This window comes from Gemmatimonadaceae bacterium, from assembly GCA_020851035.1.
GTDB lineage: Bacteria > Gemmatimonadota > Gemmatimonadetes > Gemmatimonadales > Gemmatimonadaceae > JACMLX01.
This window is the reverse complement of the sequence record JADZDM010000004.1, coordinates 41,019-66,059: the sequence shown is the minus strand read 5'-3', so window position 1 is coordinate 66,059 and position 25,041 is coordinate 41,019. Positions and strand designations below refer to the sequence as shown.

General features: G+C 66.3%; 18 protein-coding genes and 1 tRNA gene. 12 read left to right on the top strand and 7 right to left on the bottom strand.

Features of this window, described 5'->3' with window-relative positions; translation table 11 throughout:
- Nucleotides 1-55: 55 nt before the first annotated feature.
- From IT355_03195 to IT355_03175, 5 genes are all read left to right on the top strand, one after another.
- Nucleotides 56-1,429 (top strand): TolC family protein, encoded by a 1,374-nt coding sequence (locus IT355_03195; GenBank protein MCC7052245.1) that lies wholly within the window; start codon nt 56-58, stop codon nt 1,427-1,429.
- Between the two features lie 82 nt (nt 1,430-1,511).
- Nucleotides 1,512-2,852: a copper oxidase gene (locus IT355_03190; protein MCC7052244.1), complete on the top strand. Its 1,341-nt coding sequence runs from the start codon at nt 1,512-1,514 to the stop codon at nt 2,850-2,852.
- A 766-nt stretch (nt 2,853-3,618) separates the two neighbouring features.
- A complete protein-coding gene (gene istA / locus IT355_03185) occupies nt 3,619-4,851 on the top strand; it encodes an IS21 family transposase (protein MCC7052243.1) in 1,233 nt (410 codons plus the stop codon).
- Between the two features lie 29 nt (nt 4,852-4,880).
- Entirely contained in the window at nt 4,881-5,651 is a 771-nt protein-coding gene (istB, locus tag IT355_03180) for an IS21-like element helper ATPase IstB (GenBank protein MCC7052242.1), read from the top strand.
- 605 nt (nt 5,652-6,256) lie between these two features.
- Entirely contained in the window at nt 6,257-6,943 is a 687-nt protein-coding gene (locus IT355_03175; GenBank protein MCC7052241.1) for a hypothetical protein, read from the top strand.
- 54 nt (nt 6,944-6,997) lie between these two features.
- Here IT355_03175 and IT355_03170 read toward each other — a convergent pair whose 3' ends face one another.
- The 4 genes from IT355_03170 to IT355_03155 all read right to left on the bottom strand — a co-directional run bounded on the left by IT355_03170 (nt 6,998) and on the right by IT355_03155 (nt 12,411).
- Nucleotides 6,998-8,767, bottom strand: coding sequence for an AAA family ATPase (locus IT355_03170; protein ID MCC7052240.1), 1,770 nt, complete (start codon nt 8,765-8,767; stop codon nt 6,998-7,000).
- A gap of 109 nt (nt 8,768-8,876) precedes the next feature.
- Nucleotides 8,877-10,871 carry a hypothetical protein gene (locus IT355_03165; protein ID MCC7052239.1) on the bottom strand — a complete coding sequence of 665 codons (1,995 nt, stop codon included), beginning with the start codon at nt 10,869-10,871 and terminating at the stop codon, nt 8,877-8,879.
- Between the two features lie 9 nt (nt 10,872-10,880).
- Nucleotides 10,881-11,729, bottom strand: coding sequence for a protein phosphatase 2C domain-containing protein (locus IT355_03160; GenBank protein MCC7052238.1), 849 nt, complete (start codon nt 11,727-11,729; stop codon nt 10,881-10,883).
- A gap of 4 nt (nt 11,730-11,733) precedes the next feature.
- Nucleotides 11,734-12,411, bottom strand: coding sequence for a VWA domain-containing protein (locus IT355_03155; protein MCC7052237.1), 678 nt, complete (start codon nt 12,409-12,411; stop codon nt 11,734-11,736).
- A 750-nt stretch (nt 12,412-13,161) separates the two neighbouring features.
- Between IT355_03155 and IT355_03150 the strand changes: the two genes are divergently transcribed.
- Nucleotides 13,162-13,245, top strand: a tRNA-Leu gene (locus IT355_03150).
- Nucleotides 13,246-13,612: 367 nt separating this feature from the next.
- Nucleotides 13,613-16,879 carry a TonB-dependent receptor gene (locus IT355_03145; protein MCC7052236.1) on the top strand — a complete coding sequence of 1,089 codons (3,267 nt, stop codon included), beginning with the start codon at nt 13,613-13,615 and terminating at the stop codon, nt 16,877-16,879.
- A gap of 150 nt (nt 16,880-17,029) precedes the next feature.
- On the opposite strand, the gene IT355_03140 is transcribed toward IT355_03145, so the two are convergent.
- The 3 genes from IT355_03140 to IT355_03130 all read right to left on the bottom strand — a co-directional run bounded on the left by IT355_03140 (nt 17,030) and on the right by IT355_03130 (nt 19,564).
- Nucleotides 17,030-17,575, bottom strand: a complete 546-nt coding sequence (locus tag IT355_03140) for a hypothetical protein (GenBank protein ID MCC7052235.1) — start codon at nt 17,573-17,575, stop codon at nt 17,030-17,032.
- Nucleotides 17,576-17,707: 132 nt separating this feature from the next.
- Complete coding sequence (locus IT355_03135; protein ID MCC7052234.1) at nt 17,708-18,979, bottom strand: hypothetical protein; 1,272 nt, start codon at nt 18,977-18,979, stop codon at nt 17,708-17,710.
- A gap of 78 nt (nt 18,980-19,057) precedes the next feature.
- Nucleotides 19,058-19,564, bottom strand: coding sequence for a hypothetical protein (locus tag IT355_03130; GenBank protein MCC7052233.1), 507 nt, complete (start codon nt 19,562-19,564; stop codon nt 19,058-19,060).
- Between the two features lie 214 nt (nt 19,565-19,778).
- Here IT355_03130 and IT355_03125 point away from each other — a divergent pair, with 214 nt between their 5' ends.
- The 5 genes from IT355_03125 to IT355_03105 all read left to right on the top strand — a co-directional run bounded on the left by IT355_03125 (nt 19,779) and on the right by IT355_03105 (nt 25,022).
- Nucleotides 19,779-21,254 (top strand): leucyl aminopeptidase, encoded by a 1,476-nt coding sequence (locus IT355_03125; GenBank protein MCC7052232.1) that lies wholly within the window; start codon nt 19,779-19,781, stop codon nt 21,252-21,254.
- Nucleotides 21,255-21,262: 8 nt separating this feature from the next.
- Nucleotides 21,263-23,110: a hypothetical protein gene (locus IT355_03120; protein MCC7052231.1), complete on the top strand. Its 1,848-nt coding sequence runs from the start codon at nt 21,263-21,265 to the stop codon at nt 23,108-23,110.
- Between the two features lie 7 nt (nt 23,111-23,117).
- Nucleotides 23,118-24,011: a YicC family protein gene (locus IT355_03115; protein ID MCC7052230.1), complete on the top strand. Its 894-nt coding sequence runs from the start codon at nt 23,118-23,120 to the stop codon at nt 24,009-24,011.
- On the top strand, nt 24,008-24,643 hold the full coding sequence (gene gmk, locus IT355_03110; GenBank protein MCC7052229.1) for a guanylate kinase: 636 nt from the start codon (nt 24,008-24,010) through the stop codon (nt 24,641-24,643). Before IT355_03115 ends, gmk begins: the two co-directional genes overlap by 4 nt.
- Before the next feature lie 163 nt (nt 24,644-24,806).
- The gene (locus IT355_03105) at nt 24,807-25,022 is read left to right on the top strand and encodes a DNA-directed RNA polymerase subunit omega (protein ID MCC7052228.1); all 216 of its coding nucleotides are present in this window, start codon (nt 24,807-24,809) and stop codon (nt 25,020-25,022) included.
- The last annotated feature ends 19 nt before the right edge of the window (nt 25,023-25,041 follow it).

The window sequence follows — 25,041 nt, the reverse complement described above, 5'->3', positions numbered from 1 at the left end:
CGAACCCCGCTGCCCGACGTTGCATCAAGGCTCCGACCGATCGCTGCGGACGCTGGTGCTTCTCACGCTGCTCCTAACCGGCTGCGCCAGCGGGCCGCACAAGGGTGGGCTGCGGGAGGTGGAAGCACTGGTCGGTGCACGCCTGCCGCTGCCGATCGCCTGGGTGCAGGGCAGCGCGGAGGATTCGAGCGCACGCGCCTACGCCCGCACCGCGTTGCGCGGCGAGGTCGCGGCCGACACCGCCGTGCGCGTGGCCCTGCTGCGCAATCGCCACCTGCAGGCCGCGTTCGAGGAGCTCGGCATCGCGCAGGCCGACGTGGTGCAGGCCGGTCTGTTCGCGAATCCGGTCCTCGCCGGTGACCGGCTGCGCCCCACCATCGGCGGTGGCACCGGCCTGCAGCTGCTCGGACTCACCGTGCCGTTCCTGGACATGCTGAAGGCGCCGCTCCGCCGACGTGTCGCCGCCAGTGCGTTCGCGGCCACGCGCGCGCGGGTCGCCGCCTCAGTGATCGACCTCGTCGCGCTGGTCCGCGTCTCGTACGTGCAGGCACAGGCCACGGGCCAGATGCAGGAACTGCGCGAGACGGTGCTGCGGGCCACCGAGGCGAGCGCCACGGCCGCCCAGGCGCTGCGCGACGCCGGTAACCTGTCGGAATACGACGTGTCGCTGGAGAAGGGGTTCGCCGCCGATGCGCGCCTCGCACTGCTGTCCGCCGAGGCCGAGCGTCGCGCCGCGCGCGCGGAGCTCACACGTGTGCTCGGCACCGGCGCCGACACGGCCTGGCACGTGACGCCACGTCTCGAACCGGCGACCGACACGCTGCCGACTGCGCGAGATCTCGCAGTGCTCGCACGCGCCCGCCGGCTCGACCTGCAGGCCGCGTTCTTCGACGTCGAGGCGGCGGGTCGGCTGGCGGGGTTCACGCGCGCCTTCGCCGTCCTCCCCGACGGCACCATCGGCGTCGCGCAGGAGCAGGATCCCGACGGCACGTTCCGCGGCGTCTCGGCCTCGTTCGAGCTGCCGCTCTTCGATCGCGGGCAGGCACGCCTGTCCCGCGCACAGGCGCAGTTCCGGCAGGCGCGCGCCAGGCACGACGCGCTCGCCGTGGACATCTCGGCCGAGGTGGAACAGCTCGCGGCGCGGCTGGATGCGGCGCGCGCGCGGGTCGATCACCTGCGTCGCACCGTGCTGCCGCTGCGGCAGCGGGTGGTGGCCGAGTCGCAGCGCTTCGTGAACGCGATGGCGCAGAGCGTCTTCACGCTGCTGCTTGCGAAGCAGGCCGAGATCGATGCCGGGCAGGCGTACGTCGAGGCGCTGCGTGATTACTGGACGGTGCGCGCACAACTCGAGCGCGCTGTCGGCGGTTCACTGGCGCCGCTCACGGCATTGGAGCGCGATGCGGGCGCCACCGATGCGCGCAACTTCTGATGGGGCAGCGATGAGCGACGAAACGCGCGACCAGGCGCAGCAGGGCGACGCCGCCGACGGCGACACCGGCGCGACGGCACCGATGTCGCGTCGCGCGCTGATCGGGCAGGGCGTGACGGTGCTCACCGCCTCGGCAGCCGCGGCCACGATCGCCCGGGCACAGCACGTGCACGAGCAGGTCGCGGCGCCGGCCACGCCGCCCGATACCGTGGCGCCGCGCCCGCGGCTTGGCGGTGCGCGCGTGGCCCCCGGCGTGCCGGGTCGGGACTACACCCCCGTGATCGTGCCGAACGGTGCCACGCTGCCGTTCCGCGTGGTGGATCGCGTGAAGGTCTTCCACCTCACGGCGGGAGAGTGCCGGCATGAGTTCACGCCGGGGCTGACCGCCACCTGCTGGGGCTACAACGGCCGCACGCCCGGTCCCGTGCTCGAAGCCGTCGAGGGTGACCGCATCCGCGTGTACGTGACCAACCGGCTGCCCGAGGCAACGAGCATTCACTGGCACGGGCTGCTCGTGCCGTCGGGCATGGATGGCACCGTGGGCGTGAGCCAGCCGCCGATCCGGTCCGGTGAGACCTTCGTGTACGAGTTCGACCTCGAGCAGCACGGCACCTTCCTGTACCACCCGCACTACGACGAGATGACCCAGCAGGCACTGGGCATGATGGGGATGATCGTCGTGCACCCGCGGGGCGGGCGGCGGCGCCCGGCGCGGGACTTCGCGTTGCTGTCGAGTGAGTGGCGCATCGCGCTCGACACCGCGCGGCCGGACCCGAACGAGATGACGGATTTCAACATCCTCACCTTCAACAGTCGCGCGTTCCCGGGCACGGCGCCGCTCGTGATCCAGCGCCTGGACGACGTGCGCATCCGCTTCGGCAATCTCGGCGCGATGAGCCACCATCCGATCCACGTGCACGGGCTGGCATGGCGCATGACCGCCACCGACGGTGGGGAGGTGCCGCGCAGTGCGCAGTTCCCGGAGAGCACCACGCTCGTGCCCGTCGGCACCACGCGCACAGTGGAGTTCACGGCCGAGGCGAGCGGTGACTGGGCGATGCACTGCCACATGACCCATCACACGATGAACCAGATGGGCCACAGCGGCGTGAACCTGATCGGCGTGGACCGGGCGAAGGTGGATGGCGCGACGGCGTCACTGCTGCCGCAGTACATGACGATGGGCCAGACCGGCATGGGCGATCACGGCCTGATGGGGATGCCGGTGCCGGCGAACTCGGTACCGATGGCGGGGGTGGCCGGTCCGAAGGGGCACATCGACATGGGCGGGATGTTCACGCTGCTGAAGGTGCGGGACCGGGTGACGGGTCAGGCCGATCCCGGATGGTATGCCGATCCGCCGGGCACGGTGGCGCGGGCAGCGACCGCAGAGGAGCTGCGGCGGGATGGTGTGGCGCCGTGAGGATGCGGCGATCCGCTGCAGCGACGTATCAGCCGGGCCCGGCTGCGCTCGCGTCGGCTCATGCCCACGGCAGCGCGGTGTGCTGATGCGGCGGATTCTCAGGGGATGCGCACAACCCGTTGCGACGCAACCGTTTCGCGCGAGCCGCAGGCGCCGGTTATAATTGGGGCGTCATCCTGCCCGGGTGGCGGAATCGGTAGACGCAGGGGACTCAAAAGGCCCGGCGTCTTTTGTGTTTCTGGGGCCGAAGTTATTGCGGGACAAAGAGTTACAGCGAGAAAGCGGGGTCAGGCTGGAAGCGCGTTGGGGCGAAGCATGGGGCGATAAGGCCAAGCGCAGTTCACGTCACGGCGGAGCTGAATGCACCGACCCCATTGACAACACCTCTCAGTTTCGCCTGGCACGGCTTGGCCACGCGCGCCTTGGCGACCTCGTCCATTCCGACAAGCCACTTCCGAACGTGCCCCCCACTGGTCCTCGCAGACCCACGGGCGTACGCTCGGTACCACACGGCACATTTCATCACAGTCCCGCCACTCCCGTCGACCGACCCGTAAACCGTTCGTAGACCAACGCTCAGACGATGACCAAAAACCAACACGCCACGGCTCACGTTGTCAGTGATCGTCTCAAATTCCCCACCCAGTGATCGTCTCAAATGCCCCACCCCCACCGCGGGAGCTGGGCAATGGATGGCAGACTGGAGTGGCTGGTAGGACCGGATGGCGGGGCATCTTCCGAGCAGCCTTGGCTCGGAGCAGCCCCGATGTTGACGGAAACCGTGGTGGAGCAGGTGGTGCAGGCGCGGGCGCGGGGCGAGGCGGTGGCCGCCGTGGCTCGGGCCTACGGACTCGACCGGAAGACGGTGCAGCGCTGGACGCGGCGCGGCCAGTACGCGCCGCGGACGCCACGGGCGGTCGTGTCGTGCCTCGATCCGTACAAGGACTGGCTGGCCTGCCGCGCCCCGGAGGTCGACTACAACGCGACCGTCCTCTTCCGGGAACTGCGGGAGCGCGGCTTCTCAGGCTCGGTGATCATCGTGCGACGGGCGGTGGTCCCGCTGCGCAAGGCCGCGACGCCCGCGGCGGCGACGGTGCGGTACGAGACCGCGCCTGGCGCCCAGGCCCAAGTCGATTTCGGCCAGACGCGCGTGTGGATCGCCGACGTCCGCGAGGTCGTGCAGCTCTTCGTGATGACGCTCGGCTTTTCCCGTCGCTGTTTTGCGGTCGCGTTTGCGCGGCAGCGCCTGCGCGAGTGGATCGCGGGCCATGAACAGGCCTTTCAGCATTTCGGCGGCGTCACCGACACCACGCTCGTCGACAACGCGAAGGCGATGGTGCTCCTGCACACGCGCGAGACGATCCGCTGGCACCCGATCTACGCCGATTTCTGCGGCTACTACGGCGTGCGGCCCGTCGCCTGTCAGCCGTATCGGCCGCAGACCAAAGGCAAAGTCGAATCCGGCGTGAAGTACGTCGTGCGCAATGCGCTCGCTGGCAAGCGCTTCCACTCGTGGGCGCACCTGAATGCGTGGCTGCTGGAGTGGGCGACGACCATCGCCGATCAGCGCGAGCACGGGACCACGCACGAACGTCCGGCCGTGCGCTTCGCGCGCGAAGCGCTCACGCCGCTCGATGGCCGTCCGGCGTATGCGCTGCCGCACACGCGCGAGCGCAAGGTCGCCACCGACGCGCTGGTGAGCATCGATGGCGCCCGCTACAGCGTGCCGGCGCAGCTCGTGGGCGCGACGGTGACCGTGAAGGAACACGCGCAGGATTTCACGATCTGGCATCGGGACACCGTCGTCGCCACGCACGCCCGGCAGCCGCGTCACACCGTGGCGATGCTGCCCGCGCACTATGCGAGCCTGCTCCGCCTCGATCAGACGCCACTGCTCGCCGCACCGCCGCAGTACGATCCACGCTATCCCGTCGCCGGCGAGGTGATGACGCGCGACCTCGCCGTGTACGAGCAGTATGCCGCGGAGTGTGGCGCATGACGCGCGACACCCACTCGCCGGCGGTCGAGATGGAGACGCTGGCGCAGCACTGTCAGCATCTCCGGCTCACACGCGTGGGCCAGACGCTCTCCACACTCCTCGAGCAGGCCGCGCAGCAGGAGCTCAGCTACAGCGCCTTCCTGACGTCGGTCCTGGCAACGGAGGTCGCGGCCAAGCAGGAGAAGCATCACACGATGCGCATCCAAATGGCCCGCTTCCCGTTTCAGAAAACGCTCGAGGGCTTTGACTGGAAAGCGCAGCCGTCCATCGACCCGAAGGTGATCAAGGAGCTCGCCACGATGCGCTTCGTCGCGAACGGCGCCAACGCCCTCCTCCTCGGGCCGCCCGGCGTCGGCAAGACGCACTTGAGCGTCGCGCTGGGGATGGAAGCGTGCCGGCTCGGCCTCCGCGTGATGTTTACCACCGCCACCGCCCTGATCACCACGCTCGGCAAGGCGCTGTATGAGAATCGGCTGGAGGAGCGGCTGAAGCTCCTCACGCAGCCGAAGCTCCTGATCATCGACGAGATCGGCTACATCCCGATTGATCGGCAGGGGGCCAACCTCTTCTTCCAGCTCGTCAGTCGGCGCTATGAACGCGGCGCGATCCTGCTGACCAGCAATCAGAGTCTGGGGGCCTGGGGCGAGGTCTTCGGCGACGCCGTGATCGCCAGCGCGATCCTCGACCGGCTGCTGCACCACGCCACCACCGTGAACATCAAGGGCGACTCCTACCGGCTCCGCGAGAAGCGGAAGGCGGGGCTCGTCCGCGCGACCCTCACCGCTCCCTCCGAGCCGTGAATCACCCGGGTGGGGCATTTGAGACGATCACTACCTGAGGACTTTCAGACGATCATTGACACTCACGTGGACGAAGACCCAGAGGGAGTCGATGTCGCTGGCGGTTCCGGCTGGGGCGACTACCCCCTGGATTCCGTGTTCGTGCGCACTGAGACACGGACGGTGGCAGAGGTCGTCAAACGCATCGACGCCGAACGCTAGTCCCTCGGTCAGACTTGAGCAGAATGGGTTGGCTCCGCTTTCACCCATCACGAGAGTCGAGGATACTGCCGCGCACAATTGCAATCAGCTTCACTTGCAAATGAGAGTCGGCAACACAAAGCTACCCATCGACCTTGTGTCCGCACTCCGTCTACGACTGAGAACGGCATCTCGTGCAAGAGATTCTAATCCAATGAATTTCGTGCTCCCGGGAGAGGTCTGATATGACGCGAGGAAGGAATAAGCCAAGAACACCCAAGGAGCGCTTAGCTCGCGAACTCATAAACACTCGAGCGCTAAGCTTTGCGGCAGAGACTAGTTCATGCGTCAGGCCCATCGGCCTCGAACGCACTGATGGTTCACTTGAGCTTGTCGGCTCAAGCGTTCTCTTGCGAATTGACGGAATGCACTTTGCACTCACGGCTGCTCACGTAACAGATTGGGCGCAGCACGGCGAGCTCGTTCTGGGCGGATCCACTCACTTCTTCACCCTGCCGACCTTTTCGACGACGGGGACTTGTGCAGAACGCTCGAGAGACTGGCTAGACGCTGCAGTTGTGCAACTGCCAGACGAGATTGCCGAGGATCTGCGCGATATCCGATGGATTGAGATGAAGGACATATGTCTCGCCGAAACGACGAGCAACGCAAAGTTCTGGACGATTCTGGGTTATCCGGTTGCACACCAAAACCGTAACGACGCTGACCAGTCCTTTCATCCGAAAATGACGATCTTCACTGGTGTAGAGCTGGAGCCATCGAGGTATCGAGCTATCGGTGAAGGTGCATTTAATGCACAGCATCACGTCGCGATAAAGTTTCGACCAGATCGCGTGCTTGACATTGACGGTCTGTATTCGATGAAGAAACAAAATGGAATCAGCGGCGGTGGTGTGTGGATGTCACAGAGCCTCTCCAGCCCAAACACACCCGACCTGCTTGCGGCAATCAGCATCTACGGGCAGACGAAAGGAACACGAGCACTCGTCGCCACCCGAATCGAGTATTTTCTAGCTATGATCTTCCACGAGTCCGAGTCGCTGCGGAACCGATACGTCCGAAACGGAGTCATCGTATCGACTCCCAACTGAGCGAACATCTTCTCTTGCTGAGAGGTTGTCGTAGTAACTCGGAACGCCGCAAAGTCATTCCAGCGGTGTTCCGGTCTCAACAGCGGTAAGCACACTTTTGAGTTCTGCAGCAATCTCGTCTGGCTGTAAGGCGTGCGCCAAGGCCAGTGCACTCAATGACACGCCGTACCGATCTTGCGTCCACTTGGAGAGCTGCGACAGCATTTGCTTCCCTCCCGCAAGTGCCCAACGACCCTCACGCGTTGCTCGCAGTGGATCAGCGTACTCACGTGCTTTGCGCAGCGCAGTACCTGTGTTGTTCTTGACTTCTGCTCCGAATGAAGTCACAAGGCACACCTCCGTGTCACTCGCCCATAACTCCGCCTCGATAGCGTCGAGCGCCCCCTCCACGTCCTGTGCAGTCGGCAACTCTTCACGACGGGCGACTCGAGCGGACAGCACACGAATGATGGCACTTGGGACTAGCAAAAAGTTCTCAATCTCTTTTCGCTGCCAAATGTGAGCATTGATACGAGCCCGCTTTGCCTTCTCGAGGCGATCTTGGATCTGGGTCGGCGTGCGAAAGTCTCGATCAAATAGCGCGTACACCATGATCTGCTCACCAAGGGAGTTTCGCATAACGTCAGCAGATCCCATCACACGCTCCCATCCGCCCCAGCCACCAACCTCAGCACGCGGGAGAGAGGCGAGCGGTAACGAACAGTTAGGGAACAGCGTTGAGTGGATTGGACCTAGAATCGCAATATCGTCACCTTCAACGAGCAGGAGGCGGCGAGCCGTCCACAGTCGAGCTAGCTGAAGGTTGTGTACGCTCCCAAGTGCGTCTAGGACTCCCTGCACAGCAGGTAGGGTTGATGCAAAGCTTGACGACGATCTACTCCTATCAACGACGAGAATTTCATCAGGCTGGACCTCCGCCATGATCTCGGCCGAATGAGTAGCAATGATGGACTGCGCGTACCGCCCACTGACCACATGCACGAGGCGACGCTCAAGATCTGGATGCATGTACACGTCCGGCTCATCGAGAATGACAGTCGCATCACTCGACGCTCTCGCTAGCAACCACATCGTCTGAAGCCACATTTGAAGGCCGGTACCCATTCGTGCAGCTTCACCAACAAAGTCGTCGTTGCGAATCATGAGTCGTAGAAGACGCTGATTCAGTTTGTCAGACGCATCGATACCAGCAGCGTCTTCAAGAAGAAGATCGTCGATCCTGACTCCGGGCCAAGTGTCTTCGACGAGCTTCTGCAGGCGCTCGAAGCCCTCAGCATCCAGATGCAACTGATTGCGAAAGTGCTGGGACGCGAGCGGCGTGCCTTGCATCCTGCGCACGTATTCAGAATTGAGCAGCCGTTCCTCGAGCGCCAGCGGACCTATCTGCGGCATGATCAAAACTGGGGGAAGCGCGAGAAGTCGGGCGCTCGCTCGGTCACCAACGAGGCGACCTTGCTGATTCTGCGCAGATGCGAAGATTTGTGAATCGCCGACGTAAAGCCGTAGAACCGCACCATGCGAGAACTCGGCTGTGATCACACTTGGCGGCGGAGCATATCGGTGGTGAGCAGTGTCAAAATCGAAAGACGTACCGTCGAGCGACGAGAAAATTCCTCGCCCGGCGCCAGGCTGGTCGAGCCACTCCGGTGGCGGTCTGAAAGTACCAGTCGGCAATCTGGACGTGAACAGTGCAACAAGCCGCAAGGCTTCGACAATCGTTGACTTGCCAGCATTGTTGCGGCCGACGATGATCGTTTGCCTGCGCAAGGGAAGCTCATGCTCCTCGAATCCGCGAAAGTTCTTAAGCGTCAGCTTCGTAAGCATGTATAGAGTTCAGGTGACAATTGCGTCGTAACAGTAGTTCCGAACAAGTGCGACAATCGGATCTTCGCAGAACAACCAGTTGATTAGATACCCAGTCCCAGGATGTCACTCACTGTCCAACCGCAAGATTAGCTTCAGAGAGGGAGACTTCTCTCCGCTGCGCTGCGAAACGCTCCTCCAGTCGCTGCCTGACTTGACTGTGAGATGAGAGCATTCGACGCAAGTCACTTGGGCCCGCGAGAAGTGTTCGTTCAATCTCAACCTTCCGCCGAGCAAACTTCTGCTCAAGCGCAGCCACCTCGGCGGGATCGACGGGCTTCGTCGGGTCAAATCGGAATCTGGCTTCGAGTCCTTGTCGCCACGCCATAAGCGTAGCCACGCGCGCGGGTCCGAATCCAGGAACGCCGTACACGCGCCTCCCCTCCAGATCAGCGGCAGTCTCAAAGCCGAACGACGCCAAGGTCGCCGTGAGCCCTGGACCAATTCCACTCAGCGTTGCAGTTCTGATGTAGTGCTTCTGGAGAAATGCGCGCCGCTGTTGTGCCAGACGCTCTCGATCAAGCTTCTGACGCGCCGCATTCTTTGACTCCTCGAGTTTCAGATACTCGTCGCGCATGGCAGCAAGATCCGCGACGCGTCTGCTGAACTGATCCGCGGCTTTCTGGTGTTCCGAGACCCACTCGGCCTCAAGGCCGCGGAGTCGCGCGCGCGCATCCGTGACAGCAGCCTTCAAGCGAACATGCTCGTGCGCGAGGCGGGACACTCTTCGGAGAGCATACGCGCTTACGCCGGCACCGACGATGGCGAGCTTCTCCCGCGTGTCCACGGCGTGACCTTGAGCAGATGCGATCCATGCGACGACACCACCGGCGACGGACGCCCGCATGAGCCACTTCTGGGTTCGCCACGCCAGCCGTCGCCACCAGGTCACCTTCGCGCTCGGCGTGAGCGCACCGACCACTGGTGCGGGGAACGGCGGATCTCTTTCCGGTGCTGTCTGGGCAATGATGGATGCCCACACGCCGTGTAGATCGAAGCCGCCCGCCGTGGCTTGAACCGCTGCAACTACTGACACGAAGAAGTTCGGTCCGCCGGTCGCTTCGATAGCACACCATGGACATGCTGTCCCGAGTGATCGATGGAAGCGATGAGCGCGGTTGACATTGCAGGTCGCGAGTTCCGCCCGTAATCCGTCGAGCGCCAATGCCCACGCTTTAGCGCTCGGGCGCGCGCCCGGGCGTGAACCTGCTTCGCCAAACGCCCTCTCGAACATAGCCGCGAGCGATTCTGATGCGCTGACCAGGGGCAGGGAATCAGGCGGCGGTGCCATCAGCACCGAACCCGCGTTGCGGCCAAATGCAAAACGGTGCTCACGAATTGCTTGCTCGAGTGGCATATTGCCCGTGCCGCCAAACCGACCTGCGTACGGATGGCGACCCATGAAGAGCAAATGGAAGATCAACACCGCTAAGCCAAAGGCATCGTGATTCGGTGTCCGTACGACGCCGCGGAAGGACGCAGACTGTAGCTCTGGTGGCGTGAAATTCGCCACGCCCACTTCACAGAGGCGCCACTCTCCAGCATCGTCGATTTGAAACGAGTCACAGTCGATCAGCTGGACAATACCGTTCGGCGCGACAAGTACGTTTCCCTCGTTCATGTCGCCGACCACGTGTCCTGCGTGGTGAATATGGCTGACCGCTGCGGCGATGTTTCTCGCGATGAAGATGAGTTTCTCCCAGTCGTAGCCGGGAAACTCGGCCTTGCGATACGCGGGGCTATACACACGATGCACCTCGACGCCTCTCGCGCGGGGCATGATCAAGCCCGCGACAGGTCCGCCTGCGTACGCATGCAATGTCGCCATGGGCCACGCGCCTGCAGTAGAAAGTGCCGGCGAAGCTACGCGGGTCATCGCAGCGAGCTTCGCCGCCTTGTCGCTGTCAGGCTGATGATGATACACCTTCGCCACTTGAGTCGGGGCGCCGACGACGTCATAGACAGTACCCTCGCCACCGCGTCCAAGCTCCTGCCCAAGACGCACCTGACGGCCAGCACCATCAACGAAGCCGCGTCCGTGCACCGGAACGGAAGGACCCTTCATTTCTGCGCCTTATTGGTTGCTGACAGGCAACAGGGACGCGCCATGCCGCCGCGTCGCGAGCACCAGAGTTTTGTCGTCGTCTGTGCGGGCATTCACGGCGGGAGAATCGAGGAAGGCGCGAAACTGCCCCTCGATGTTCGCGGTAGCTCCACGACTCAGCGGCCTGAGCTGCCTGAACAGCGACTCAAAAAATGGCCCGTGAGCGGAGCGTGTACCCATATTCAGCGCCAACTTCTCCAATCCGTCGGAGAATAGCGCGATCTCATCAATTCGTCGATCTTCGAGCAAGGCGATCTGAAGATGCCGCAGTGCTTCTTGGTCGGTCGCGAAGAAAGTCTGGTTCGCATACTCGCCTGACTGAGGCCACGTGACGGGCGCATATCCACCTTCGGCGGTGGCATCATTGACGACGATTGCACCGTCGCCAATCTGCGCGCAAACCGCGCGGTTCATTCCGACCACGCCGAGAAGCAGCGTGCACGCGAGCTCTCGTACCTGGACGTTAAGCTCGGCCGCCCGTTCGGTGACGGCTTGGTGCACTCGTACAAACCACTCCTCCACGACTTGGGAGTCGATGGCCGAGAGCTCGTATCCGTCGAGATAGTCAGAGACTTCGCCCAGCAGAGCAGCGCATGCCAGCTCCGCACCCTCGTCAGAATGCGCTGAGCTACCAGCGCCGTCTGCGGTGACAATTGCGGCGACGGCGTCGTCTCCAGCACGCAAAATGGCAAACTCGCACGCATCCTGACACGGCGTGCCAGAGTCAACGTGCGAAGTGCCGCGTACCGAACCGCCAACGATACGCCACGCTTCAGCAGGTGACGGCCTGCCGCTACTCACGCTGTTCGTTTGGTCCACGAGCTCACACAGAGACTGACGCCCATCCGCCCGGCGCCGCCGGGTTGACGAGAGGCACCTCAGTGCTCGGCGTGGAGCGCGAGATCGAGCGCATCGAGTTTGAGAGCCACACGAACAAGTCGCGGAAGCGCAGGTTGTCCAGAACCAAGGGCGGGCGGTCTGGCGACAGTTGTGCCAGCACCTCCATGTTCGCTTCTGGGGTTCCGACGGCGAAGAATGAGAACGCCTTGCTCGCCGAGCCCTCTTGAATGGCCGCGATGGCCTGATGCACGCTATCCGTCGGGGCGCCATCCGTGATCAGAAAGACCCACGGGCGATAGAACGCGATACCGTTGGCGCGATACTCCTCCTTTCGACGACGGATGAGGTCCAACCCAAGCACAATCGCTTCGCCCATCGGAGTCGTTCCGGACGCGGCCAATGTCGGCGGTTGGTAGGTAGCCGCGCCAACGAAGTCGTGCTGGACCTGCACTGGGCCGAACGAGATGGTTGCAACCTCGACTCGTTTCGCCGCAAGCGAATCCGCGACCAGCTCGTCCTTGAATGTCTGGAGACCGGCGTTGAGAGCCGCCATCGGTCGCCCGCTCATCGACCCCGACGTGTCAAGAAGCAGCACGACTGGACACCGCGGCTCTGGGTTCTCAGCGAAGTCGTTCGTGCCGAATGGAATCTGTTCGAGCATTGGTAGACCTATGGGATAATTGCGGACTCGCGCGCAGGAACGTCTAGCAGCGCACGACACGACTCTTCCTCCGAATTTCAATAATATGTGCGAAACGAGTGTCTAGTCTTGTCCGCGCCAGGGATATCAGTGGCCTCGCGAGCGGGGAATTCAGATCCCCCGCCGCTCTCGCCCCCAGCGGGGCGAGGCGACGCTCGTTCTGTGGGCGGACAGGCGAGCGGTGCGCGAGACCTACACATGTTTGCCTCGCAGGAACAAGAGGTCGGCATTCAAGAGGTTTTGCCCTCTCGGCCAATTCCGGAGAATGCCGCCATAGCTACTCTGATGAGTTTTTCCTAATCAACGGCAACTAAGCTTTCCTGTGTGTAGGGGCCAGCATTCGGGGGCTCCTATTCCGAGGAGTACGTGGCCGGGAGCTAGGCGACCGCGGCATTGTGACGGGGGGGCTTTCGGCGCACTAGGGCTGAAGAGGCTGGCCTTAGCTACGCCTCACGCAGTGCGGCTCACGAGGCGGGACGTCGCCACCCACCACGCGCTCAGCTCGATAGGCGCGGCGACGGCGTTTGACCTTAAAACTTGGGGCAAAACTTGGGGCGCGTGACGGCGCGCGGCGATACACGAGCGTTTTCGGTATCTGTCCGCCGAACCTCGCGCGCGCGACAATAGCGGTACGAGGGGAGCCGTATCTGCCGCAATGACAACACGTTAGCAGATACGCCCTAGCCAGTTTATATTCAGACATCACACCCGGCCCGGGTGGCGGAATCGGTAGACGCAGGGGACTCAAAATCCCCCACCCCTCGGGGTATACGAGTTCGAGTCTCGTCCCGGGTATCCGGCGCCCTTGCGCCACGATCAGCGATCCGAAGGGGGATCGCGCCCCGCTGCCGCCGGTCAGGTGTCGCCGGCGCCGCACGGGTCCTGTAACTCCTCCGTCACGGGGTGATCAGCGAGCGATCCACCAGTCCCGGTCGCGACTATCTACCACTTGTCGGCATGAGCCGGTCGCCACGACGACCCGCTCGGGAATCACCCACGCCAATGCGATCTCATCCATACGCATGGGCGCGGCGCAGGACCGGTCTCATCCAATGGACGCGGCCGGTGCGGGAACATTCGATTGCAATGCGCGGGCCACGCCGGGCCCGGTTAGCTTTTCCGACGATCGGCAGGCGCTGTTTTTCACCCCTGGAGACCCGGAATGAGGAAATTTTTCGTCGCGTCGCTGCTTGCGGTCTGCATGGCCGCCGCAGCGAGTATTCTGCCAGCACAGGTCACGACCGGCTCGCTCGCCGGCCGTGTGACCGCCAAGCAAACGGGCGCGCCGATGGCCGGCGTGCGTGTGCGCGCACTGCACCTGCCGTCCGGAACAGCCTATCAGGCCATCTCCCGTGCAGACGGCCGCTACTCCATACCCGGCATGCGTGTCGGTGGTCCGTACACCGTGACGGCCACCACGATCGGCTATGCTCCGGTCAGCCAGGCCAACGTCAGCATCCAGCTCGGCGTCACCGCCGACGTCGCATTCCAGATCGTGCCAGCCGCCGTCCAGCTCGCAGCCGTGTCCGTCACCGCGCAGAGCGGCGGCGTGCTCACGTCCTCACGTACCGGCGCCGCCACCACGGTCAGCCGTGACGCGCTCGAGGCGCTGCCGACCGTGTCGCGGTCGATCAACGACTTCACGCGCCTCACGCCGCAGGCCAACGGCCAGTCGTTCGGCGGGCAGGACAGCCGCCTGAACAACATCACGGTCGACGGCAGCTACTTCAACAACTCGTTCGGCCTCGGTGCCGGCGCCACGCCCGGTGGGCGTACCGGCGTCTCGCCGATCCCGCTCGATGCCGTGGACCAGATCCAGGTCAACGTCGCACCGTTCGACGTCCGCCAGGGCAACTTCGTCGGCGCCGGCGTGAACGCGGTGACCAAGAGCGGCACCAACGAGTTCTCCGGCTCGGTGTACCGCATCTCGCGCAACCAGGACAACGTCGGCAAGAAGGCCGGCTCGCTCGCCGTCAACCCGGGCGTGTTCGACTTCGGCCAGTGGGGCGCCCGCCTCGGCGGCCCGATCATCAAGAACAAGCTCTTCTTCTTCGTGAACTGGGAAGACGATGCCCAGACGCAGCCGGGCACGACCTTCACCACCCGCGCCACGTCCACCACGCCGATCGCCGGCAACACGACTCGCGTGCTGGACTCCGACATCACCACCCTGTCGACGTTCCTGCGGAACAACTTCCAGTACGAGACCGGCGGGGTCAGCGGCTACGACCTCCAGACGCCGTCGCGCCGCATCATCGGCAAGCTCGACTTCAACGCGAACGACAACAACAAGTTCAGCCTCCGCTACATCCAGCTGGACTCGAAGACCGACGTGCTGATGTCGAACTCGAACTCGCTCGGCACCCTCGGCAACCGGCGCACGAACGCGAACTCGATCAGCTTCGAGAACTCGAACTACGCCATCCTCGAGAACATCAAGTCGGTCGTCGGCGAGTGGAACTCGAACCTGGGTGCCAACGTCTCGAACAACATGATCCTCGGCTATACCACGAACGACGAGAGCCGTGAGCCGAAGGGCGCGTTCTTCCCGCTGGTGGACATCATGGAAGGCGGCCTGACGTACACCTCGTTCGGCTTCGAGCCGTTCACGCCGAACAACGAGCTCCGCTACAACACGTTCCAGTTCCAGAACAACCTGACGGTCAACACCGAGCGCCACGACATCACCTTCGGCGTGACCGCCCAGCGCTACCGCTCCGAGAACGTGTTCTTCCCGGGCGCGCAGAGCGTGTACGTGTACAGCTCGCTGGCCGACTTCTACTCCGACGCCAACGGCTACCTCGCGAACCCGAACCGCACCAGCTCCCCGGTGACGCTGGCGCGCTTCCAGGTCCGCTACAACAACGTGCCCGGCCAGACCAAGCCGGTCCAGCCGCTCGACGTGTTCTACGCCGGTGCCTACGTGCAGGACGAGTACCGCGTGACGCCGCGCTTCAAGCTCACGCTCGGCCTCCGCGCCGACGTGCCGAAGTTCAAGAACACGGCGCTGAACAACCCCGCGGCCGCCCTCCTCACCTTCCGTGACGAGATCGGCGCCCCGGTGCAGTACCGCACCGACAAGTTCCCGGACGCAAAGATCCTCTGGTCCCCGCGCTTTGGCTTCAACTGGGACGCCACCGGCGACCGCACCACGCAGGTCCGCGGCGGCAGCGGCATCTTCACCGGCAGCCCGGCCTACGTCTGGGTCTCCAACCAGGTCGGCGGCAACGGCATCCTCACGGGCTTCGAGCAGGTCGACAACACCACGACCCGCCCGTTCAACCCGAACCCGGACACCTACAAGCCGACCACGGTCACCGGCGCGCCGGCCAGCACCTACGAGCTCGCGCTCACGGACCCCAACTACAAGTTCCCGCAGGTCTGGCGCTCGAACCTCGCGCTCGACCAGAAGCTCCCGTGGGGCGTGATCGGCACCGTCGAGTACCTGTACAACCAGGACGTCAACGGCGCCTACTACATCAACGCCAACCTGAGTTCTCCGAACGCGCGCTTCGTCGGGGCCGACACGCGCCCGCGCTGGGTCGGCAGCAACCGCATCAACGCCAACATCAGCAACGCGACGGTCATCAAGAACCAGAGCGTCGGCAGCTCGTACACCATCGCCGCCTCGCTCGAGAAGGCGTTCGACAACGGCTTCTTCGCCAAGGCCGCCTACAGCTACGGCTCGTCCCGCAACACGGTCGACCCAGGCTCGATCGCCTTCGGCTCGTGGCAGTCGAACCAGATCGCGAACGACCCGAACAACCCGGGCGTCGGCTACTCCAGTGGCTGGGCAGGCCATCGCGCCTTCGCGGTGTTCTCCTACTCGAAGAAGTACTTCGGCTGGGGCGCCACCGGTATCTCGGTGTTCTCCGAGCTGCGCTCGCTCGGCAACGCGAGCTACACCGTCTCGGGTGACCTGAACGGCGACGGCAACGCGGCCAACGACCTCATCTACATCCCGAAGAACATCAACGAGATGAACTTCGAGACGTACACGGCCTCGGGTCGCACCTTCACCGCAGCCGAGCAGGTCACGGCCTGGCAGTCGTACATCAACCAGGATCCGTACCTCTCCAAGCACCGCGGTGAGTATGCCCAGCGCGGCGCCGTCTTCCTCCCGACCGTCTTCCGGGCGGACGTCAGCCTCACGCAGGACCTCTTCAGCAACCTTGGCGGTCAGCGGAACAAGATCCAGGTCCGCGTCGACGTGCTGAACGCCGGCAACCTGATCAACAAGAACTGGGGTGGGGCACAGCGCCTCGTCTCGAACACCCCGCTCGTGTCCCGCCCGACGCCGACGTCAGGCGTTCCGCTCTACCGTCTGCGCAACATCGGCTCGAGCTTGATGTCACAGACCTACCAGCGGACGTCCGACCTCTCCGATGTGTGGCGTCTCCAGCTCGGCCTGCGCTACACGTTCAACTGATCGCCCTGATCGCCTGAACGCTGCAGGCAACGAAGAACCGCCGTCTCCCAGGCTCGGGAGGCGGCGGTTCTTCGTTCGTCGAGCGTCACATCCGCTGGTCCGCGAATCCGGCCGGCCGATGCCCCCGTCGGGCACGCGCCACGCCGGCGCCTACTCCTCGTTCTCCAGCGCCCGGCCCAGCGTGCGCAGCTGCGGATGGCGCGCCCGGAAGAACAGCGCCATCGCCACCGACGCCACCACGTTCCCGATCGCCACCTGATACGGCGTGATCGTGCCCGTCGACTGCGTGTCGAGGTACGCCACGAACCCGGTGAAGGCCACCTCGAACGCGAGGAAGAGGATCACGAACAGGAGGATCGCCACCGGCTGCCGCATCGTCACCTGCACGAGGTTGGCCGCGATGATCCCCGTCACGATGAAGGCGCCGAAGTGGAAGACGGTGTACAACGCCAGCGACGTCGCCCCATCCGCCGGCGCGGCACCGAACACGCCCAGCAGCATCTCGCCAAGCTGCCGCGGGGTCCGGAACGGCTGGCCCGCCGCCACGTCGATCGCGAGGAACACCAGCGCCACCGCCGCCGCGGCAACACACCCGGCCAGGACGCCCTCCGACAGCACCGCCCCACTCGATTGTGCCTGGACAGGCCGATCGTGGGCGACCGTCTCGTCGTCCGATTGCGAAATGGAAGCACTCATTGCCGACCCTCACCGTTCAAGGTGTGGCAGCCCGTCCCCGCGGCGGACCGTCAGGCTAGAGTGTACACCACTGTCCGGCAATCGCCCACAGCCGACACTGGCCGTCTCATCCATTCCCTGACACGAGGCGGCTCAGCCAGCCGGGCAGGTCGCGGGGCGCAGCGTCAACGTCGGGAAGCGCCAGCCGCCCCCGGCATCGCGCGCGAAGACACCGAAGTTCGTGACGAGCCCCGCGCCGCGCGGCAGCACCGCAACCACCTGCACGTCACGCTCGCGCACGCCCGTGGCGGCGCGCTCTCGCACGAACTGCGCAACCACGCTGCGGCTGGCCGTGACCTGCCGCTGCTCGGCCGCCGCCATGCGCGGCGGAAACGTCTCCCGGACCGCCACGCCGTTCCAGCGGTCGATCACCTCGCCCGGCCGCGGCGACGGGACGAGCCCCCGCTGTGCCGTCGCCAGGTCGGCGCCGGACATCGAGACCAGGTACGTCCACACCTTCATCCCCTGACAGCTGTCACGCAGCGCCTCCACCCGCTGCCGGGCCAGCACCCGCGCCGACACCGCGCCTCGCCGGCCAGTACGGCCCGGCAGCGCGACCGTCACCGCCTCCCCGATCCCGAACAGCGGCGCAGCCCCGGTGCCATCGTCCTGCACCAGCAGTGGCACCGCACCGCCACCACGCCCGGCCAGCACCAGGGTCGCGACCCGGGTCGGCACCGAGGTGCCCGGATCGGTGACCATCATCAGCGGCTCGGTCGCGGTGCCGACATCCTCGGCCATCGTGCTGTCGCCGGGCACGCCGAAGAGCGCGAACGACGCCACCCAGAGCTGTAACCGTGGCGAGTACACGGCCGAGGCGAAGCCGGCGCGAATCGGCTCCAGCAGCGCACGCGTGGCCGTGACCATCGCCGGAGAGAGCACATGCGCACGCCCATCCACATGCACCGCCATCCCGCTGCTGCGGTGCAACCGCGCGAGCAGCGCAGGGGGGAGGGTCCACCCCGCGACGGTGCGCCGGATCACCCGCGCATCGTCGAGGCGCTTGTCGGAAACCCGGCCCGTGATCACGATCGCGCCACAGGGTGTCGAGTCGCATGCGATCCAGACCGGCACGGCGCGTTCCTTCGGTGCCGGGGGTGCGCCGCGGCGCGCCTGCGCCACGGTGTCGACCAGGATGAACGTCGCGTTCACGACGCCTGCCTGCGCCCGCCGCCCGCGCTCGACGTCGACCTGCAGGCTGTCGAGCGTGCACCCGCCCCGGCACGCCGCCGGATCGAACCCCTGCAGGCCGGCCGCGGGGCGCGTCTCACGTTGTGCCTGCAACTCGGCAGTCAGGCTGACGAGCGGGAACAGCACGGCGCCGGCCAGGGTGGCGCGCCGCACGGAGGGGCGGGGGAATCGCATCACCCACGGTGGCAGCTTCCGCGCCTCGTCACAAGGTCGGCGCGGCCCCGCACCGCCTCGTCACACTACACCGTCACACTACATGTCGCCGGGAACGTGCCAGTCCGGGAGGCCGGCCGTCGTGGCCTCGGCCGCCTCATGCGCCTGCGCGGCGAGCCCCACCGAGCGCACCCACGCCGTGATCGACGCCCGCGTGAGCTGGGCCGTCGGATCGGGGGTCGGACGGATCACCGACAGCGCCTGCGCCAGCCGGCGCTTGCCGTCCGGAGTCTCGCAGAACTGGTCCGCGAACGACTGCAGGCTGCTGCTCCGGCCCAGGCCGCACCCCTCCTGCGCCGTGATCACGTCGTACACCCGCGTGGTCAGGTGTGCACGCGTGGCGCCACTGGCCAGGAACGCGATCACCACCCCCGAGTCCCGCACCGCAGCGAGCGAGTCGGCCCGCGGCGCCGCACCCGCGCGCTGCGCCAGCTCACTCATGGGCAGGATCGGTCCCTGCGGTTCCGGCATCTTGTTCGGCATGCGCCGGAGCGCATTCGTGCTCACGATGAGCTGGCTGTTCGACGGGCGGCGACGGAAGATCACGATGGCCTTGTGGCAAGGGGCTCGGCGCTCCGGTGGGAGCCACTGATGTCCCCCCGACGAGCCACCGCCGCGGGCGGCAACAGCCGGGCTCGCTTAACTCGGTGGCGTGGTACCGCCAGCCGTCCTAGCTTGCCGAAGAGTCGCCGCTGCCTTGCGCGCCCTGAAACGGTGCCGGTCCCCACCGCTGGCGACCCGACCTCGTACCTTCCGCGACATGTCAATCACATATTCCGTCCGCCAGGCCGATCCCGGCACGCTGGAGACCGGCGCCCTGGCGGTGCTCTGCCTCAAGGGTGATCGCGCCCCAGCCGCCCTCACGTCCCTCGACGCTGCCCTCGGTGGCACCGTCACGCGCTCGTTCGAGCGGGCCGCCTTCGTCGGCAAGAAGGACGAGGTGCTGCACCTGGCCGGCGCCGCCAGTGGCCCTGAACGCATCCTGCTCGTCGGCATGGGTGAACCGGCCGACCGCGCACTCGGCCTGAAGCGCGCCGCACAGCTCGCCGGACGCCGCGCCACGGCGCTGAACGTGCCGTCGCTCACCCTCATGGTCGCCGGCCCGCTCGACGAGCGCGACATCGAGCAGGTGCTGGTCGGCGCCTCCATGGGCGCGTGGGAGTATCGCGAGCTGAAGACGCCACCGACGGAGCCGCGCACGCCGCTGGCATCGGTGACGCTGCTCGTGGACGACGCCGTGGCCGCCGCTGGCGCGCTCGCCACCGCCGAGGCCATCGGCGCCGGCTATGCCCTCGCGCGCCGCCTGCAGATGATGCCCGGCAACCTCTGCACGCCCGACACGCTGGCCGAGACCGGGCGTGACATCGCCGCGCGCCACGGCATGGATGTCACGGTGCTCGGGCGCCGTGAGATGGAGGCGCTCCGCATGGGCAGCCTGCTCTGTGTGGCCCAGGGCACGCCGCAGGAGCCGCGCCTGGTCGCGCTCGAGTACAAGGGTGGCGCCGCCGGCGCGCAGCCGGTGGTGCTCGCCGGCAAGGGCGTCTGCTTCGACACCGGCGGCATCTCGATCAAGCCGGCGCCGGGCATGGAATGGATGAAGTACGACATGAGCGGCGCCGCCGGCGTGCTCGGCGCGATGGAAGCCATCGCGCGCCTCAAGCTGCCCATCAACGTGGTCGGCCTGCTCGGCGCGGTGACGAACATGCCGTCGGGCACGGCGATCAATCCGGGCGATGTCGTGCAGGCCTCCAACGGCACCTTCATCGAGATCGTGAACACCGATGCCGAAGGCCGTCTCGTGCTGGCCGACGTGCTCCACTACGCGAAGAAGTACAACCCGGCCGCCGTCATCGATGCCGCGACGCTCACCGGCGCGGTCGTGATCGGCCTCGGCAACTCGCTGATGGGCGTGATGGGCACCGATGCGGCGCTGGTGAGCGAGGTGCTCGCGGCCGGCACGCGCGCCTCGGAACCGGGCTGGGAACTGCCGCTCTGGCCCGACTACGAGGAGCAGATCAAGTCCGACACCGCCGACATCAAGAACACCGGCGGGCGAGCCGCCGGCACGATCACCGCCGCACTCTTCCTCAAGGTCTTCGCCGAGGGCATGCCCTGGGTGCATCTCGACGTGGCAGGCACCGCCTACTCCGAGACCGACCTCGTGTCGCTGCCGAAGGGGCCGACCGGCCGACCGGTCGGCACGTTCGTGGAATTCGTGCGCGCGAGGGCACGCTGAGGCATCGGGTGCACCGTGCCGTGACGCTGGCGGTGCTGGTCGTGGCCGCCGTCATCGTGGCGTCTCCGCTGCGGGCGCAGGTGAAGTCAGCAGCCGACTCGCTGCTCCGCGTGCGCGCCGATTCCATCGCGCGCGCCGACTCCGTCACCGGCGCCCTGCCGCAGGCCGAGGTGCCGTTCCTCACCGAGGCCGGCATGTCGCACCGGTGGAATCGCGACAGCCTGTTCAGCACCGGTGCGCTCACCCTGGCCGACTTCCTCGATCGTGTGCCCGGGCTCGCGTCCCTGCGTGCGCGCTTCTACATGGGCGCGCAGGTCGGGTCGTACCTCGGTGATGCCGGCCGCGTGCGCCTCTTCCTCGACGGCATCGAGCTCGACGCGATCGACCCGCGCAGCGGTGGTGTCGTGGACCTCTCGCTCTTCCCCATTGGCGCACTCGAGGAACTCGTCGTGGAGCGGGGTGCGAACGAGCTGCGGCTGCACATGCGCAGCTGGCGCGGCCCGCTGCGGCTCACCGCGCAGACGCGCGCCGACGTGCTCACCGGCGACAACCGCAGCAACACCTTCCGCGGCTACCTCGCCCGCCGCGCCCGCAACGGCTTCGCCTTCCAGGTGATGCTGCAGCAGCGCAGCACCGACGACCGTCGGCTGGGTGGTGACGGCGATGCGACCACGGTGTTCGCACGCGCGGGACTCGTGCGCGAGCGGTGGAGCCTGGACGGCACGCTGCTGCGCATGCGCACCACGCAGCAGACGCTCACGCTGGTGGCCGTGCGGGAGTACGAACTCGCTGGCCGGCCGATCCCGCGCTACGACCAGGTGCAGCGTGAGGCGTACCTGCGGTTCGCCACCGGCGACCAGTCACGCGGTCCGTGGCTGAAGGTCGTGGCGGCATCGCGATCGAACGCGGAGAACACCCCGTTCGGTGCCGCCAGCAGCACGCAGCGCTTCCTCGCCGACTCGGCCGACACCAGCCGCACCAGCTCGCAGCTCGTCGCCACCGCCGGCTGGGCATCGGCCCACGCGCAGGTCTCGGCCACCGAGCGACTCCGTCGCGTGGATGGGCGGACGCTCCACCAGCCGTCGGTGCGCGCCGGCTTCGACCTCGGACGGCTGACCGGCACGGCGTGGGCGGAGCGCAACCCGTTCTCCGAGGTCACGCAGGCCGATGCCTTCCTGAAGTTCCTGCCTGCACCACGGCTGGCCCTCACCGGTGCCGTCTCGTATGGCACCACCGGCACACTGCCGCTGCCCGCGGATTCGTCGTTCACGCCCGCCGCCGTGCCGCTGCCGGTGGCGCGCGCTGCGCGTGGCGAGGTGGCGCTGCGGGTGGGCCGGCTTTGGCTGCAGGGCGGTGCGATCGTGCGCGACAGCGCAGTGCTGCGCGCGCCGCGCATCTTCGATCGGCAGACGCCCTGGGTGGCCGAGGGCAGGGCGACCGGCCTCACGTGGGCGGTGACCGGCCCGCTCTTCAAGGGGTTCGAGCTGCACCTGAACGGCGTGCGCTGGAGCGACGCCGGGTGGTATCGCCCGCAGCTGCAGGCCCGCAGCGAGCTCACGTGGCGCTATCATTGGACCGGTGCGACGAAGACCGGTGGCTTCGACTTCGTGCTCGCCGGCGACGTGGAGTACCGCACGGCGTCGCGCGTGCCGGTCTACAACTCGGCGGGCACCGTCACGCCGTTCCCGACCTTCCCGGCGACGCCGCTGGGCATTCGTGCGGAGTTCACGCTCAAGGACGCGACCATCACCTTCCAGATGCGAAACCTGCTGAATGTCCCGTACACCACCGTGCCGGGATTGCTGATGCCCGGCCCGCTCGCCGTGTACGGCGTGCGCTGGACCTTCTGGAACTGACGCCGGGATGATCGGTTCGATCCAGAGCATGACCGGGTACGGCAACGCCGAGGCGGTGATCGGGTCGCACCGCGTGTCGGTCGAGGTCCGCAGCGTGAACCACCGCTTCTTCACGCCGTCGATCAAGCTGCCGCAAGCGCTCACGCGGCTCGAGGCGGACGTGCGCGAGCTGCTGCGCACGCGGGTCACCCGCGGGCACGTGTCGCTCTCGCTGCGCATCGAGCGCGACGCCAGCGACGGCCCGCGGATCGACATCGCGAGGCTGGTGGCGTACGCCGAGCAGCTGCGCGCGATCCCCGACGACGCCGGGATCGACCGCACCATCGACCTCGCGACGCTGCTGCGGATGCCCGACGTGATGACCAGCGCCTCGGTGGAGGAGGACTCGGTGGCGACCCTCGATCCGGCGGCGCTCCTCGCGCTGACCGGCGAGGCGATCCGGCTGTTCGTGACGATGCGGGAAGCCGAGGGCAGCCGGCTGGCGCAGTACCTGCTGGACCGCCTCGTGATCATCGAGGGGGCGCTGGCCCGACTGGCCGCGCGCGCGCCGCAGCGGCTGGTGGAGCAGCGTGACCGGCTCGCCGCAGCGGTCCGCGACCTGGCCGGCGGGGTTGCCGTGGATCCCCAGCGGCTGGCCCAGGAGATCGCGATCCTCGCCGACCGGGTGGACGTGGCCGAGGAGCTGAGCCGGTTCGCCAGCCACAACGCTGCCTGCCGGGCGGCCATCGCCTCGCCGCAGGGTGAGGGGGTGGGCAAGCGCCTGGGCTTCATCCTCCAGGAGATGGTGCGGGAGGCGAACACCACCGGGTCGAAGGCCAACGACGCGTCGATGCAGGCGGACGTGGTCCTGATCAAGGAAGAGCTCGAGCGGATGCGCGAGCAGGTCGAGAACCTCGAATGACGACGCCGGCGTTTCCTGTCATCCTGGCAGCCCCATCCGGAACGGGGAAGACCACCATCGCACGGCGGCTGCTGGAGCTCAGGCCCGACCTCGGGTTCAGCATCACCTGCACGACCCGGCCCCCCCGGCCTGCGGAGCGGCATGGGGTCGATTACTTTTTTCTGGCTGGGGACGAGTTCGAGGTCCGGGTCCGCGCCGGCGAGTTCGCCGAGCACGCCCACGTCCATGGCAAGCGGTACGGCACCCTGCGCAGCGAGATCGACCGGCTGATGGCCTCTGGCCGGAACCCGATCATGACCATCGACGTGCAGGGCGCGATCGAGTTCGTGAAGTCGTTTCCGTCGGCGGTGCTGATCTTCCTGCTGCCGCCTTCGGCGGTGGAGCTGCTGGCACGGCTGTCGGGGCGCGGGTCGGAAGATCGTGCCACGCTCGCGACGCGGGTGGACAGTGCACTGACGGAGCTGGCGACGGTGGACAGCTTCGAGTACGTGGTGGTGAACGACGAACTGGAGCACGCGGTGGCGCAGGTGCTGAGCATCATCGATGCCGAGGCGCTGCGACGGACGCGGCTGACGGACCTGCCAGCTCGTGTGACGGCGCTCGCCAATGAGCTGCGCGACGCGGTCCGGTAGCACGACGGGAGGTGGCGCGCGGCCGGCCGGGTGTGACGAGCACCGGCCTGCGGCGTGCAGGAGCAGGAGCAGGCGTTGGAGCAGGCTCGAACGGTGTGTGGCGGCCCGGCCGGCGCACAGATGGTCACCCAACGGCGCGTGTGCGCCGAGGAGATGGAACGGAATGCGAGTCTTCACCCCCGGCGACATCACCGAGCAGCAGCAGTCGCAGAACAAGTACCTCGGCGTGCTGGTCGCGGCGAAGTATGCGCGCGTGCTGAACGAGTTCCCGAAGATCGGCTCCACCGGCAAGGAGAAGAAGCTCACCACGCGTGCGCTCGAGGACCTGCATGGCAAGGACTTCGAGTACCGCGTGATGCCGCGCCGCCGTCCCGAGTAAGCCGCGCCGGGGGCCGGTC